Origin of the sequence: Plantactinospora sp. KLBMP9567 (genome assembly GCF_033446045.1) — a bacterium.
Classification (GTDB): domain Bacteria; phylum Actinomycetota; class Actinomycetes; order Mycobacteriales; family Micromonosporaceae; genus Plantactinospora.
This window is the reverse complement of record NZ_JAWQRR010000066.1, coordinates 34,775-50,137: the sequence shown is the minus strand read 5'-3', so window position 1 is coordinate 50,137 and position 15,363 is coordinate 34,775. Positions and strand designations below refer to the sequence as shown.

10 protein-coding genes are annotated in these 15,363 nt (G+C 66.7%); 6 read left to right on the top strand and 4 right to left on the bottom strand.

The window, feature by feature from the left end:
* Positions 1–87: 87 nt before the first annotated feature.
* The 3 genes from R6Y94_RS43710 to R6Y94_RS43700 all read left to right on the top strand — a co-directional run bounded on the left by R6Y94_RS43710 (position 88) and on the right by R6Y94_RS43700 (position 4,185).
* Positions 88–546 carry a GNAT family protein gene (locus R6Y94_RS43710; protein ID WP_318396684.1) on the top strand — a complete coding sequence of 153 codons (459 nt, stop codon included), beginning with the start codon at positions 88–90 and terminating at the stop codon, positions 544–546.
* A 186-nt stretch (positions 547–732) separates the two neighbouring features.
* Positions 733–1,971 carry an IS701 family transposase gene (locus R6Y94_RS43705; protein ID WP_318396683.1) on the top strand — a complete coding sequence of 413 codons (1,239 nt, stop codon included), beginning with the start codon at positions 733–735 and terminating at the stop codon, positions 1,969–1,971.
* A 378-nt stretch (positions 1,972–2,349) separates the two neighbouring features.
* The gene (locus R6Y94_RS43700; protein ID WP_318403218.1) at positions 2,350–4,185 is read left to right on the top strand and encodes a glycoside hydrolase family 15 protein; all 1,836 of its coding nucleotides are present in this window, start codon (positions 2,350–2,352) and stop codon (positions 4,183–4,185) included.
* A gap of 152 nt (positions 4,186–4,337) precedes the next feature.
* Here R6Y94_RS43700 and R6Y94_RS43695 read toward each other — a convergent pair whose 3' ends face one another.
* Together R6Y94_RS43695 and R6Y94_RS43690 are read right to left on the bottom strand one after the other, a co-directional pair.
* On the bottom strand, positions 4,338–6,032 hold the full coding sequence (locus R6Y94_RS43695) for a recombinase family protein (protein WP_318403217.1): 1,695 nt from the start codon (positions 6,030–6,032) through the stop codon (positions 4,338–4,340).
* A gap of 725 nt (positions 6,033–6,757) precedes the next feature.
* Complete coding sequence (locus R6Y94_RS43690) at positions 6,758–7,633, bottom strand: replication-relaxation family protein (RefSeq protein ID WP_318403215.1); 876 nt, start codon at positions 7,631–7,633, stop codon at positions 6,758–6,760.
* A gap of 968 nt (positions 7,634–8,601) precedes the next feature.
* On the opposite strand from R6Y94_RS43690, the gene R6Y94_RS43685 reads away from it, so the two are divergent.
* The 3 genes from R6Y94_RS43685 (at position 8,602) to R6Y94_RS43675 (ending at position 13,078) form a co-directional block, all read left to right on the top strand.
* A complete protein-coding gene (locus tag R6Y94_RS43685) occupies positions 8,602–10,182 on the top strand; it encodes a hypothetical protein (RefSeq protein ID WP_318403213.1) in 1,581 nt (526 codons plus the stop codon).
* A gap of 130 nt (positions 10,183–10,312) precedes the next feature.
* Complete coding sequence (gene gltX, locus R6Y94_RS43680) at positions 10,313–11,716, top strand: glutamate--tRNA ligase (protein ID WP_318403212.1); 1,404 nt, start codon at positions 10,313–10,315, stop codon at positions 11,714–11,716.
* A gap of 102 nt (positions 11,717–11,818) precedes the next feature.
* Positions 11,819–13,078, top strand: a complete 1,260-nt coding sequence (locus R6Y94_RS43675) for a hypothetical protein (RefSeq protein WP_318403210.1) — start codon at positions 11,819–11,821, stop codon at positions 13,076–13,078.
* 271 nt (positions 13,079–13,349) lie between these two features.
* Here the strand turns inward: R6Y94_RS43675 and R6Y94_RS43670 are convergent, their stop codons facing one another.
* Together R6Y94_RS43670 and R6Y94_RS43665 are read right to left on the bottom strand one after the other, a co-directional pair.
* Positions 13,350–14,756, bottom strand: a complete 1,407-nt coding sequence (locus tag R6Y94_RS43670; protein ID WP_318403208.1) for a hypothetical protein — start codon at positions 14,754–14,756, stop codon at positions 13,350–13,352.
* Positions 14,738–15,361 (bottom strand): FkbM family methyltransferase, encoded by a 624-nt coding sequence (locus R6Y94_RS43665; RefSeq protein WP_318403207.1) that lies wholly within the window; start codon positions 15,359–15,361, stop codon positions 14,738–14,740. Before R6Y94_RS43665 ends, R6Y94_RS43670 begins: the two co-directional genes overlap by 19 nt.
* Between the last annotated feature and the right edge of the window lie 2 nt (positions 15,362–15,363).

Genomic DNA, 15,363 nt, shown 5'->3' with positions numbered 1-15,363 from the left:
TCTAGTACTCCAGCAGGAGATCCGTCGCGGCCGTCGGGAACCGGTGGTCGGCTTGACTCCCGTCCGGCCGGTGCATTGACTGTGTCCGTGCGAATCGTGCCCATGACGGCGGAGTACGCGGCCGACATCGTCACCTGGCAGTACCCGGCGCCCTACGACTGCTACGACATGACCGGGGTCGCCCCGGACTTCCTCGTCGATCCCGCCAGCGGTTTCCACGCCTTGGTCGACGACGGCGGGCTGATCGGTTTTCGTTCGTTCGGTCCGGATGGCCGGGTGCCGGGCGGTGTCTACGACGCGGCGGCGCTCGACACCGGCGGAGGGCTGCGGCCGGAGCTCACCGGACGCGGCCTGGGCCGGGAGGCCATCAGAACCGGGCTGGCGTTCGGCGCACGGCAGTTCGCGCCGCAGGTGTTCCGGATGACGATCGCCGCGTTCAACGTCCGCGCGCAGAAGGCGGTGCGATCCCTCGGGTTCGAGGCGGTCGGCCGGTTCGCGGCGTCGACCGACGGCCGGGACTATGACATCTTCACTGGGCCCGCCTGATCGGCGGTTACTCCTCGTCGAGCAGCCCACGGACAGAACCTGGCCTGCGGTGACGGTGTGGTTTTGTCCGTGGACGGCGAGCAGCCACCGTCGAGCCTGAGGTTTGTGAGGACCAATCAGGATGCGGCGGTGGCTGCCGCCTACAGGGTAGATGCTCGGCGATGGTCGCAGCTGTTCGGCGAGTTGATGGACCCGATCGAAGCACGTTTCAGCCGGCCGGAGCCGCGCAGACGGGTCCGGGACTTCGTGGCCGGCCTGTTGGCGCCGTTGCCGACGAAGAACTGTTGGACGATCGCCGAGCACGCAGGCGACGACAACCCGGGCGGGATGCAGGATCTGATCGGCAGGGCCAGCTGGGACGACGCGCTGGTGCGTGCCGACGTCCGAGACTTCGTGACCCGCCGGCTGGGTCACCCGGACGCGGTGCTGGTGATCGACGAGACGGGCGACCTCAAGAAGGGCGTCCACACTGTCGGGGTGCAACGGCAGTATTCCGGCACCGCCGGAAAGATCGAGAACTGCCAGCTCGCGGTGCATCTGACCTATGCCTCACCGCTCGGGCACACCCTGGTCGACGTCGCGCTCTATTTGCCGAAATCGTGGTCCGACGACCCGCAGCGGCGGGCGGAAGCGGGCGTGCCCGAGCATGTCGGGTTCGCCACGAAACCGCAGCTGGCCCGCCGTCTGATCGAGTCGGCGGTGACCGGCGGGCTGCTCTGCCGGTGGGTCACCGGCGACGAGGCCTACGGCGGCGACCCTGCTTTGGCCACGGCGCTACGAGGGCATCGGTTCGGCTACGTCCTGGCCGTCGCCTGCTCGCACCGGGCACCGACCGGCCTCGGTATTCAACGCGCCGACCAGATCGCCGCCGGCCTGCCCGCACATGCCTGGCAACGGATATCGGCAGGCGAGGGCGCGAAAGGGCACCGCTATTACGACTGGGCATTCGTCACCCTGCCCGCGGCCGCCGACCAGCACGCCGGCCATCACTGGCTGCTGATCCGCCGCAACCGCACCAACGGTGAGCTGGCGTTCTACCGCTGCTGGTCACCGCACCTCGTGCCGCTGCACCACCTGGTCACCGTCGCCGGCCGCAGGTGGAGCATCGAGGAATCATTCCAGGCCGCCAAGACCGGACTCGGCCTCGACCAGCATCAGCACCGCCGCTGGAAAGCCTGGCACCGCTGGACAACCCTGGTCATCGCCGCACACGCCTTCCTCGCAGCCGCGACCGCCCTGTGCACCCCGAGCCCACACGGCCTGATCGCGATCACCGTCAACGAGCTACGCCGCCTGTTCCACGCCCTGGTCATCGAACCCGCCCGACGCACCGCCGATGCAATCGCCTGGTCCATCTACCGCCGCAGACACCAAGACGCCGCCAAGACCAGTCACTACGCCAGACAAGCCTTCACCGAACCCTGAAACAGATCTCCTGCTGGAGTACTAGGTCCTACACCTCGTCGTCCAGCAGAAACGTAAGGGCGGAGGGAGTATCACTGGCCAGGTCTACGGTTGGGCCAAGGCCCTCAACGCCCTGATCCTCGCCTACGGCGACCGGATCACCATCTAACAACCTCGATCACACCACGGGCCCAAACACGGAAATCGTCGTCACACTCCCTATGACCCCTGACCGTCGCCGCTCCTGCGGATGTGTCTAGTCGCTCGCGGCCCCGGCTGGCAGAGCGCGGATGGCGTGCCCAGCGTATGTGCTGACGGCATCCGCGGACCCGGCGGCGCAACGTGGTGTGTCGGGTCGGGTCCGGGGTATCCGTGACTCAGACGAGATGAGGAGGTTTAGTGGATTTGTACCCTCCGGTGGAGACCCACGGCCTGATCGGCGATCTGCAGACCGCGGCGTTGGTGGCGGCAGACGGGACAGTGAATTGGTTCTGTGCCCCTCGATTCGACTCGCCCAGCTTGTTCGGCAGCCTGCTCGACCGGCACAGGGGTGGTTACTTCCAGGCATCGCCCGTGGGCGTCGAGTACGTGAGCAAACAGCTTTATCTACCCGGCACTCCGATTCTGATCACCCGCTTCGTCAGTCCGGACGGCGTCGGAGAACTCGTCGATTTCATGCCCGTCGCGGGGGATCGTCCCACCGATCGTCACCGCCTGGTGCGAATGGTGCGGGTTGTCCGCGGAGTCATGCGGTTCCGCTTCCAGGTCGAGCCCCGCTTCAACTACGGCAGGGATCCGCACGAGCTCGACATGTGCCTCGAGGGGGAGGTTTTCCGCACCCCCGCATACTCCCTCATGATGAGCGCCATTCGATATCCGGAATCCCGGATTGGCGAGCGGCCGCGCGAGCGGAGCGAGGCGGGGGGCGTGGGTGCGACCTTCGTGCTGCGTGAGGGTGAGCAGTCCGGTGTGGTCTTGGAAACCGGCGGGACACCCGACCGGCCGCGCCTTTACAGCCCCGGTGAAGTGAGCGACATGCTGCTGCAGACCCGCGATTTCTGGAAGCGGTGGATAGGCCGCTCCCGCTACACCGGCCGTTGGCGGGAGATGGTCGAGCGGTCAGCGATGACGCTCAAGCTCATGACGTACGCACCGACCGGCGCGGTGATCGCCGCCCCCACCGCCGGGCTACCCGAGCAAATCGGTGGAAGCCGGAACTGGGACTACCGCTACACGTGGATCCGTGACGCGTCGTTCTCCGTGTACGCGCTGCTCAGCTTGGGCTTCACCGACGAGGCGTGGCAGTACCGGCGATGGGTGGACGACCGGATCCGGGACGCCGAGGAGAGCGGCGTACCGCTGCAGATCATGTACCGCGTCGACGGCTCACCGGATCTCGCCGAGGAGGTGCTGGACCACCTTGAGGGGTATCGGGGCTCAGCACCGGTGCGGGTGGGCAACGGCGCGGTCGGCCAACTGCAGCTCGACATCTACGGCGAGGCGCTCGACGCTCTGCATTTCGCGGACAGTCACGGCCTGATGAGTTCACACCAGGAGTGGCTGAGCACCGTGCGGATGGTGGACTGGCTCTGCGAGAACTGGGACCAGCCCGAGCAGGGGATCTGGGAAGCGCGTGGCGATCGCCAGGACTTCACCTTCGGACGCCTGATGTCCTGGGTAGCCCTCGACCGCGCCGTCCGCCTCGCCCACGAGCGCGGACGACCGGGCGACACCAGCCGATGGACGAACACCCGGAACCAGATCTACGAACAGATCATGGACCGTGGCTTCCATCCCGGACGCCGCGCCTTCGTGCAGCACTACGCGAGCCACGTCCTGGACGCGGCGCTGCTGGCCATGCCAGCGGTGGGATTCGTGGCACCAACCGACCCGATCTGGCAGTCAACCTTGGCGGCCATAGACGCGGAACTCGTCTCCGACAGCCTGGTCTACCGATACGATCCGGCCGCCTCGTCCGACGGCCTTCCCGGCAGGGAGAACACCTTCACCATGTGCACCTTCTGGTACGTCCGAGCCCTGGCGCAATCCGGACGCCTCGACGACGCGACGCTGGTGCTGGAGAAGATGTTCACCTACAGCAGCCCGCTCGGCCTCTACTCCGAAGAAATCGCCCCGACCGGCGAGCAGACCGGCAACTTCCCGCAGGCGTTCAGCCATCTTTCACTGATCGGCGCCGCAGTGACCCTCGACCAACTGCTCGACGCCCGCCGCTAGCTAAGAGGGAGGGGGCTAATTGTTGATCTCCCAGCGCCCCTCCCGGGCCGGATGGCCGTGATATCTCACAACCGTCTCACGGACGGTCTGGCAAGACCCGGCGGAGGCCGATGCGGTCCGGACTCTGACTGGGCCAGTGACGTGCGCGTTCGTCATGATCCGGCACTGCCTGGCGGGCTCCGACAGGCTGGCTGGTTCACTGGCAGTGTGGGGGTCAGGGGTTCGAGTCCCCTCGGCTCCACCGACCGCACCATTGTGCGAACCGGTGGTTGTTCCTCGTGAGTGCCCCCGTCCGGGTTGGGCGGGGGCATCGTCGTGTCGGTGGGGATCTTGAACACGGGTACGACTCCCTGGTCGGTGAGTTGGACTTCGGCGATGAGGGTCTCTATGGCAGCCTTGCGCTCGGTGTCGCTGCCGCTGGCCATGATCGTGCTGAGGTAGTCGCGGATCATCGCGATCGTGCCGGGTGCCGGTGGCGCGGGTTGGGCGGCGAGACCGGCTTCGAGTTCGGCGTGCCGGGTGTGGAGTTGGGCCAGTCGTTGGCGGAGTTCGCGGATGCGGGGTCCGGCGGTCGTGTCGTCCATGGTGCCGTTCTCGAATGCGGTGTGGTACCTGGAGATGCTGGCCTCGGCGGAGGCTATCTGGTTGGCCACGGCGGTGAGTTCGGCGCCGTGGTCGTCGGTGGTGGTGTGGCGCTGGGTGTGGGCGCGTTCGATCATGGCGACCAGGAGGGGTTCGGCGGTGGTGTAGAAGTCGTACAGCGCCTGCAGGACGGCACTGTCGAGTTCGTCAGCGGGTAGCCGGGGTGCGGTGCAGGTGGCGTGGTTGCCGTAGCGGGTGCGGGTGAAGCAGGTGTAGTAGCGGTAGCGGCGGGTTCGTCCCTTGGCGGACGTGCCGATGTACCGCTGTCCGCAGCGGGGACATGTCAGCAGGCCGCTGAGGTAGTAGTCCGAGTCGGACATGGCTCGCTGGGTCTGGACATCGCCACGGGCTGCGGCGATGTCCTGGGCGCGTTGAAAGGTGTCCCGGTCGATGAGCGGGTCGTGGGCGTCGGGGACGTAGATGTCGCGGTAGGCGATGTCTCCGACGTAGGCGGGGTTGTCCAGGATCCGGTTGATGGTGTGTCCGGACCACTTCTTGCCGGTCCGGTTGGGGACGCCGCGTTCGTTGAGGGTGGTGGCGATGGCGCGGGTGCCGACGCGGTCGCGGGTGTAGAGGCGGAAGATGTCGCGGAGGATGGGTGCCTCGTCGGGGTGCGGGACGAGGCGGTGGTCGGGGTTGACGAGGTAGCCGTAGGGGCGGGTGCCGCCGGCCCATTTGCCTTTGCTGGCTTTCGCGGTCATGCCACTCTTCACTCGGTCGATGATGATGTTGCGTTCGAATTCGGCGAACACGGCGAGGAGTTGGAGCATCATGCGGCCGAATGGTCCGCCGGTGTCGATGGGTTCGGTGGCGGAGGAGAAGCGGACGTTTGATGCTTCGAGGATGGTGACGAGGTCGAGTAGGTCGGCGACGCTGCGGCTGAATCGGTCGAGTCGGTAGACGAGTAGGACGTCGTAGAGGCCGGCTTTTGCGGCGTTGAGGGCTTTTTTGAGTCCGGGGCGTTCGGTGGTGGCGCCGGAGGCGTCGTCTTCGTATTCGGCGACGATGGTCCAGCCGGGCTGGGATGCGACGTATTTTTCGAGGGCGGCGCGTTGGGCATCGAGGGAGAAGGGTTGGTGTTCGTCGTTGGTGGAGCGGCGGATGTAGATGCTGACCCGGCTCGGTCCGGCGGGCCGCTCGGTTGAGTCGGCGTGGTGGGCGCGTCGTCCGCGTCGCTTGGGCGGGGCAAGGGGTGGGGCTGTCATCTGGTGGTGTCCTTCGAGGTCGAGGGGTGGTACCGGTGGCGGCCGAGGTGTCCGCCACCGGTCAAGCTGGCTACTGGAAGAGGTCGGGGTGGTCGTCGATGAAGTGGTTGAGCAGGACGGCGAGTGCTTCGGCGGCGTTGTCGAGGTCGGCGGCGGTCATGGATACGGTGTCGATCCGCGCGACCCGCAGGGGAATGTTGGGTTCCTTTCTGTGGGTGCGGGAAGTTTTCGCACCGCCGTTGTTGGCGGCGGTACCAGGATGCGGTTCGTCAGGATAGCTCCGGACGTTGTTTTCGTGGTGGGGCGCGTGGGCCACGGTCCTCCGAAAAGCGTGTGACGCTGCTGGGGTCGGAGTCCTTCGTTCATGTGTCTTCCTTTCCTACGCGGATTTGTGCGATCGATCCGGTTGATGCGGTAGAGCATGTTGATGGCGGCTGGCCGGTTTCTGAATGCTGGGTCGCGGACGCTACCTCCGCGATCTGTCAACGGAAGTCTTGGATCTGTCAGCGACTCAGGGGAAAACTCATGGTGGGATGCCGTGAGCGGCTGACAGATCGGGGCATTGCTGTCACCCCGATAACGGAGGTACCCTCCGCGATTTCCAGCCGTCAGGGGCTGGTGCTGCCGCTGTCGGGGCTCCGGCTGGATGTCGGGACGCGGTCTGGGTGCGCGCCCGTGCGCCGCGTACAGGGCGTGACCGGTCTGCGGTTGGCGGGGTTTGCCGTTCAGGCATCCTCTCCCGAGTCGCTGTCGAGCGGTGCGAGGTCGGCCAGGCGCAGCGGCGGTACAGCGGCGCGGTGCAGCCGCCACACCGCCTCCGCCGGGCTTTTGCCGGTGGCTTCGCGGTGCACTGCGGTGGCTACCGGGTAGCGGACCCCGGCGGCGGCGAGTTCCTGATGCAGGTGCCGCTCGCGCAGTGGCGACGGTAGCCAGAACAGCACCGGCCAGAAGCGTCCGGTGATGTGGGCGAGGTCGTGGTAGCCGTGGATCTTGTCGACGAGGCGGGACAGGGGCCGTTCGGTGCCGAGGTCGTACTCGAGGAAGAAGGGGACTCGCTGTCCGTCTTCGGTCCAGATGCCGTGCCCGTCGGGCCGTGACCTGGGTGTGTAGGCGAAGGCGGTGACGTCGTCGCCGGGTTCGGCGAAGGCGCCGGTCTGCTGGCAGCGGGCTGCCGGCCACCACCGCAGCAGTGCGTTGCCGGGGTGGGTTCGGGCGTGTCCGGCGAGGTCGGTGAAGAAGCCGTTCACGCCGAGCAAGTGGGGCAGGTTCGCCCGCTGGGTGAGGTGCCAGCGGCGTTTGCGGGCGCGGTCTTTGCGGGGTAGTTCGTCGCCGCGTTGCGCGGCGACGACTTCCACGCCGAGCTGGGCGAGGACGTAGTGGTAGGGGTAGGAACCGCCATCGGGTCTCTGTGGCCGGAACCGGTCCACCACCCCCAATTCCTGGGTGAGGGCGCGGAGGCGTTCCTGGGCGTAGTCGACCGAGGGGAACAGGGCGTGGGCGATCTGGAAGGAGGTGAGGACCCCGTGGTCGGCGAGCCAGCCGAGCAGGACGAGGTCACGGGTGGTGAGTTGGGACTGGACCCGCAGCACCGGATCAGCCATCCGTCACCGCCTTCCCCGGGGGAGAGACCCGTGGAGAGGGTCAGTCGCAGCAGGCCAGCGAGTCTGGACAGAGGCGCTGACCTGCGGTGTGAGACGAAGGTCGGGGTCCGTTGGGGGGTCCGGGTGAAGCGGGACGTGAAGCAGGAGACCCGGCGGGACCGGCAACAGGAGGGCAAGGCCGGGTCTGTCAGCCTGGGATGTCGAGGATGCGGTAGCCGCGAGCGGCGGCGAGAGTGGATGCGTGGACAGGGTGTACTCCAAGGTGAGAAGGGGTTCGTCCACGGAATGGACGGGACAGCGTGGTGGGCGTCGTGACGGTGGGCAGGCGTATCCGCGCCGGGTAACGCCCGGCCGGGCGGATCTCGAGATGCGGAGGTCAGGTGTCACTGTGGAGGTGTCAACGAACAAGCCGGCCCCGCAAGGGGCCGACCGGAATTCGGGCAGCAGAAGTCGCGGCGACCTGACAGACGGGTCGTCGTCGATGGGAACAGGGGCGGCGGCGGAGTCGGGCACGACCTGAGCGGTGCCGACGGTCCTCACGGCAGTGTCAGCGCCGCGGTGCGCGTCGGCGGGACTCGCCACGACAGTCGCGACAGCTCCTGCCGTGGGCGGCGGCTAACTCGCCGGCGTAAAGTCCTTCATCAGCGGTCCTCCCATCGCTGCGCGCCCCGAGCCGGCGGCAGCAGCTTTGTCTGTGCCGCGAACGACGACAGGCGCCACCACATGAGGTGCCGCCCGCGACGTGACGCGACCGAAACAGCGGGCCGCGCCGGGAACGCCCATCCAGTACGCCCCGGCAACCCATCCCAGGTCAATCCCCTTGAGGATAACGATACGGTAACGGCTATTGACTGTTTTCCTTCCCTGTGCTGCTGCGTCCTGCCCCGTGCGTCTGAGTCCTTCTGAGTCCAGACGAAGGCGGGTGTCGTTCCTTGCGGATCAGGTCGTAGCCGTCGAAGGTCGAGAGCGTGCAGAGATGGGATCCGCTGAAGGAACATCAACTGCTGTTGCTGCGGCGAATCGGCGACGGGGACGACCTCAGCGGCCCTGAAGGGGTTGACCAGCGTCACTCGGCTCGGGCATTACAGACCCGTCGGCTCGTCGACATCAGCCGCCGAGGCGGCGTGTGGCGGGCCCAGATCACCGACGCCGGCCAGTTCTACCTCGACAACGGCATTCACCCTGACCACCCCGACCGCCTCTCGGGCGGCACGACGGCGCCCCGACAGCGCGTCCGGGCCACAGTCACCGCCCAGCAAGGTGAGTCGGCCGCGGCCCGGTCGCGACCCGATGAGGCCACCACCGCGGGCGGCTCGACGCGGCCCCCAGCCGCCGCGACGGTCGAGCAGGCCCGCCAACTCGTCGAACGCCTCCAAGCCGAAGGCGGAACCGTGCGAGTCGAGAGCCCCGATCCCGAGGAACGCGCACTGTATCGGCGGGTCATCCACGCGGCCAAGCAGCACGGCCTCGTACCTGCCGGGTTCCATCTCAAGCACACCGGCCGCGCCGCCGGGGATTTGATCATCCGCCTGTCCGACGACGAAACCCCACATGAGACGGACTGGAATCGGATCCGACTCAACACCCGCCGCGTCACCACCGACCCCAACCTCGTCTTCGCCGCCCTGGAGAAGAACCCGGCCGGGCTGGAGGTCACGGAAGCATCCGTCCCCAGAGCGCTGGACCTGATTCGTGGCCTCGCCGCCGAGGCCCGACGACGAGGCCACCGGGTCGGGGTGAACACCAAGACCAAGAACCCCTCCGTCTACCTCCAAGTCGACAAGACCCGTCGAAGGGTCAGGCTGATTGAGGAGTACGACGAAGTCCCCCACGTTCCTACCGACGAGGAGGCCCGGAAGCTGCGGCGCAACCGGTGGCTGGTGCTTCCCGAGACCGACCGGGTGGCCTCCGGTCGTCTGCGCATGGAGATCGCCCGTGCCGGCTGGGACAAGAAGGACACCTGGACCGACGACAAGCGCACAACCTTGGAGAAACGCCTATCTCGAATCGTCCGAGACGTCGAGGCCGGCATCGTCGCCGATGAGGAAGCGAAGCTGGCCGCCAAGCGAGCCCATGATGAATACGTCGCCGAGCAGGAGAGGCAGCGGGCTGAGGAGCGTCGCCGCTGGCAGACAGCCCTCGACGAGGCCCGCCCCCAGGCCGCCGAACTCCTCCGCAAGAAGGAATTCCGGCGGGCCTACGACTCCTGGGTCTCCGCCAGCGAGATCCGCGCCTTCTGCGACGCCCTCGAACGAGCCGCGCCCGACGAACCAGCCGACTCCGAGAACCGCACCCGATGGATTACGTGGGCACGAGCCGCCGCCGACCGCCTCGACCCCACCCGAGGAGACCAGGCCCTCGCCGGCATCGATTTCGACATCGAGCCCGAGCCCGACGACCTACGGCCCTTCACCGGCGACTGGAACCCACTCCAGCCCTACCGCGAGTACCGCTCACAACGCGACCAGCAGGTCATCGACCACGCCCGACTCCAAGCCGACACGTGGCACCACGGCATGCGCGGCAGGGCCGCCTGGTGGCGCAAGTAGCCAAGCCGGGTAGCGGCAAGCCGATCATGCCTGCGCTGGCCCTCCGGGACGAGTGCGGCTTCCCGATCCTGGAAGCTTCGAGCCGGATATAGGTAAGGCTGTACCTCGGTGGTTCGGTAGCCTGCTATCCGTGGCCAGTTCCGATCTCCGCGTGCGCTTCGCGCCTTCCCCGACGGGCATGTTCCACGTCGGCAATGCCCGGTCCGTCCTGTTTAACTGGGTGCTGGCCCGACAGTCGGGCGGAACGATGGTGCTGCGGATCGAGGACACGGACGCGGCGCGGAACCGCCCGGAGTGGGTCCAGGGCATTCTCGACGCGATGGCGTGGCTCGGGATCGGCCCGAGTGAGTACGAGGGCCCGCTGTTCCAGTCCGACTACGCCCAGCACCACCGCGAGGCCATCGAGCGGCTCCTCGCCGCCGGGCGCGCCTACTATTGCGACTGCCCCCGGGATCAGGTCATCGCGCGGACGGGCAGCGAGCACAAGGGCTACGACGGCTTCTGCTGGGACCGTGGACTGACCGCCGGGGAAGGTCGCGCGTTGCGGTTCCGTACGCCGGGCGATGGCTCGACTGTGATCGTCGACCTGGTACGCGGCAAGCCGACCTTCGACAACGCGCTGATCGAGGACTTCGTGATCGCCCGCAGCGACGGGTCGCCGGTCTTCCTCCTGGCGAACGTGGTCGACGACATGGTCATGGGCATCACCCACGTGATCCGGGCAGAGGAGCACCTGCCGAACGCGCCGAAGCAGCAGCTGCTGTCGGAGGCGCTGGGAGCTGAGCCACCGGTGTGGGTGCACGCGCCGATCCTGGTCAACGAGAAGCGGCAGAAGCTGTCCAAGCGCCGAGACCGGGTAGCCCTGGAGGACTTCCGCGCCGAGGGCTACCTCGCCGAGGCGATGCGGAACTACCTGATGTTGCTCGGGTGGGCACCCTCGGGTGACCGTGAGATTCTGCCCTGGGATGACATTGTGGCGGAGTTCCGGCTGGAGGATGTCAACCCCTCGCCGGCGTTCTTCGATGTGAAGAAGCTGCGGGCCTTCAACGGGGACTACATCCGGGCGTTGTCGGTGGAGGAGTTTGTCGAGGCGTGCCAGCCGTGGTTGAGCGCTGGTTCCGCGCCGTGGCGGCCGGAGGCGTACGACACTAAGGCGTTCGCTGCTGTCGCCGAACTTGCGCAGACCCGGATCGCGGTTCTCTCCGAGATCGTGCCGATGATCGACTTCTTGTTCCTGGATGAGCCGGTCGCCGATGAGGCGGCGTGGGCGAAGGCCATGAAGGCCGACGCCCCGGCGCTGCTGACCGCCGTGGTCGGGGCATATGAGACGTGCGAGTGGCGAGCCGAGGTGCTCAAGTCCACGCTGGAGGCGATCGGCGCCGAGCGGGGACTCAAGCTCGGTAAGACGCAGGCGCCGGTACGGGTCGCGGTGACCGGCCGCACCGTCGGGCTGCCGCTGTTCGAGTCGATCGAAGTCCTCGGACGCGAACGAACCTTGGCTCGCCTGCGAACCGCACTCGACCGCTTGACCTGATGACGTAGCAGCAGACGTCGCCGCAAGTAGCCGATGACCGGATGAGGCGTTCGGTGTCTGCCACACCACCATCTGTTGGATGACATGACTAGCCTCATGGTCATGCTTCCTACGTTGATCGCCGTCGTGGCCATCGCAGTGATCGCCGCAGGGCTCATCTGGCGATTCTCGCGACGGGCCCGTGTCCCGCGAACAGGAGTGGTGTCAGGCCCCATCTCCGTAAGTGACCTCGACTTTCCTCCAGCAGGGCTTTTGGTTCCCAATGACGTTTTCCGATCCGCCGGCTCGACGCCGACTGCGATCTGGGATGCACTCGAAGCCGCAGCAGTGCCAGTCGCCGTTGAGTACTACCCGGTGAGCGAGTCGGACATCGCGAAATTCCGCACTGTGCCCGTGAACGCGGCGGCTCAACAGGCGATGGTCGGGATAGTCAACGCCCTCAACCCGGAAAGTCCGACACTGTTTCGTGTAGTGCTGCCGAAGGGTGCAGAGCTCGTAAAAGCCGCCGGAACCTCCGGGTTCAGAGGATTTGCCCGCAGTGGCAGGAGGATCACGAACCAGGCCGTGCTGAAGCCTGTCGCAGCCGGCGGGGCAGTTGCAGCCGGTTGGCCCGTCCTGGCCGTCGCCGGAACCGTCATGGCAATGGAAATGTTGACTCAACGTGAACAGCGGGCGCATCAGCGGCGAGTCGAGGCCATCCTCGGCCGGCAAGAGGAGCGCCACTACATCGAACGGATCAAGGATCAACGATCCGCAGATGATCAGTTGTCCCGCGCGATCAGTCTAATGCTTGACGGCCGCAATCCGAATCTTGAGCTTGCATTGAAGAGCGCGTACGACGAGTTCCACCGCTCTCAGCAGTTCTTGGAGAAGTTCCGCAGTGTCATCGACGAACTAGCGGACGCCGACGGCAAGGTCGACTATCGACGGCTGGAGGACGCGCTCGGCGGAAAGGTGAAGGAAGCGGACCACTTCTTCCGGGAGCTTCACTTGGCGCGAGCAGCCATTGCGATACGACGCAAGGCAATGGTCGCCGACGCTGCAGCAAACGCCCTTGCCGACCCCAATAACCCTTTCGCCGCGCTGCGCAAGTTCTTGGAGTCGCAGGTGCATCAGTTGGACGAGGCTGACACAATTTCGGCTGGACTGACCGAGCGCCTCACCCAAATCGAACTCAAGGGCCGATGGTACGACTCCGACAAATCGGTGGTGGCCCGGCAAGAGCAGCTCCGTGCCCAGGTCTCCCCACCCAGAGTGGATGGCGACACCGAAATTCGCTACCTCATGACGTCTTCCGGTCAAATTCTTCAGCTGCTTCCGTCCAACGAAGACGAGCCCTTGAAACTCCCCGGAGACGAGTAGACCCGTTGGGCGGGCACCTTCATCGCACCAAAGGCGACGTGTAGATTCCGAGGATCCTTCAAGCCCACCACCTACCAGGGTGCAGTCAGGCTGTGACGGCGGGTCGATTCGGCGTTGCCGGGCATCGAGGATCCTGGGTCACGATGGGAATCTGTCGAGTCAGCGGCGACACAAGGCTCCGAATACCTCATCTGGCCGCGACCGCGCTCAAATACCTTCGGTCGTCATGCGCTGCAATCCCATCACCGTTCGTCTGCGAGTTCATGCGGCCCTATTGCGCGGAGGTACGTCGCGCTACTTCGGCTGCTGTAAAGCGATTCACCGACGTAGAGCTGGATCGGGCTACTACAGGGCGCGTGTCGAATGGTGGTGCGAGGTGGCCGAAGTTGGTGCCGAGGGCCTCGTCGCTGATCCGGAAGACCTCGGGCGCCCAGGGTCCGACCCGGCCACCGATCGGGAGCCGGTCGGTGGCAAGGGTCGCGGTCAGCAGCCAGCCGCGCGTGGACGGGGTGAGGACGAGAGCTCCATCGGCCCCCCTCGGATCGGCGACCAGCCGGTCGCCATCCCAACGGAGCGCTACCCGAGAGGCCGTCTCGTCGGCGTGCGTGGCGGCACCAAAGATCGTGCAGGTGGTGCCTGCGGTAAAGGTCTTTTCCACCAGTTCCTCGACAGCGCTGATGTCGGGCTCGAATCCATCCCTCGCGAGCAGATTGACCGCGTGGAGCAGGACTCGACGTTCGGAAGGCGCCGCCTCCATAGCGGAGGTGAGCCGGGCGTTGAAGTCGGTGGGGAGGAACCCGCTGGCGGTGAGAATGCCGTCAACGGAGAAGCCGCCGCAGTAACCGAGGCGCTCGCGCAGACCAGTCCCGATCTGCTCGGTCTGGGCGACGAGGTCGGCAGCGTGACCGAGAGTGGGAACAGCACCAGCGCAGAGGAAAGTCCCTCGCTCAGGCCGGGCAAGCGTCACAAGTTCCATGGGCGGGAAGGGGACGACCCTGGTGGTGAGGGCCAGGCCGTGCAGGCGTATCGGGGCTCCTTCGAGGAGCGGCATCAGCCGAACTCGCCAGGTTCCGGGCTCGGTGGGGATGGTTGTCGGTGGTGGACCGTTGCGCCACCACCAGATGCCGTCGCCGCCGGCCGACGGTCCGGCACCGACTCGCTGACAGGAGCAGACGACTCCGGTGCCTTGATCGACGATCGCTCCAAGCATGGCGAGATCGGCGGTGCCGTCGCTGACGATCGACCGTGCTCGGGGGACACCGGCGGCGTCCCAGAGCGTGTCGACCACGGTCTTGTCCTCGAAGAGCCGCCACGCAGGCGGCCTGACACCGATCCGTCTCCGGATGCCGGCACGCGGCGGATCGAGCGGGTCGGGCAAGACGAGCGTCGCGGTGTTGTCGGGGTCGAAAGCGTCCGCCGGCCCGGCGAGCCAGCCGGAGCCGTCGAGCCCGGCGATGGCGTGGTGTTGCCACGCGAGTTGTTCGGACGCGCCGCGCAGCGTCCGGCGTCGGGTTTCGGGCGGTGCGTCGTCCAGGGCGAGGGCAAGGCAACGGGTTGGGCCGAGCAGGTCTTGCCAGGCTGCCGCGTCGTCGGCGCGACCGCAGACAACGATCACCTTGCCGGCGGGTAGTAGCTGCTTGATCGAGAGTCCGGGCCTGTTCATTGGCGTCGCCGCCATGGTCGGTCTGTTCGGAGCAGGATGAGGTTCGCTGGTGTCTCGTGGACCAGTTCGTAGGTGTCTGGGCCGAGGTGGCGCTGGATGGTGCGGCGCTGCCGGTCGGGGTGGTCGTTGTCGAATTCGACGATGACGATGGTCGGCCGGTGCCGGGTGTGGTCGAAGGAGTCCCAGACGTCGAGTTCGGTGCCTTCGACGTCGATGCTGAGCAGGTCGATCTGGTCGATGCACCACTGGTCGAGGAGGTCTTCCAGAGGCCGGCAGGCGACGAGGATCTCTTGGTAGTCGGTGCCGCGCCGTTGCAGGCCAGACCACGAGGGTTTGTGGGTGTACATGCCGAATGGCCAGAGCCCGGGGGTGGCGGATACCGCGCAGGTGTCCACGGCGCAGCAGCGCTGCCGGAGTTGTTGGTGGTTGCGGGGGTCGGCGTCCACGCAGAGTCCGCGCCAGCCGAGGTTTTCGAAGTACAGGCTGTTGCTGCCACGTACGCCGTCACCCGCGCCGATGTCGACGAAGACTCCGTGCGCCGGGAGATAATAGTTCTCGGCGAGCCAGCGGTCCTCGCCCCATTGCGAGTGGTACGGCGCGGGTTGGGTGTAGGGCAGCATGC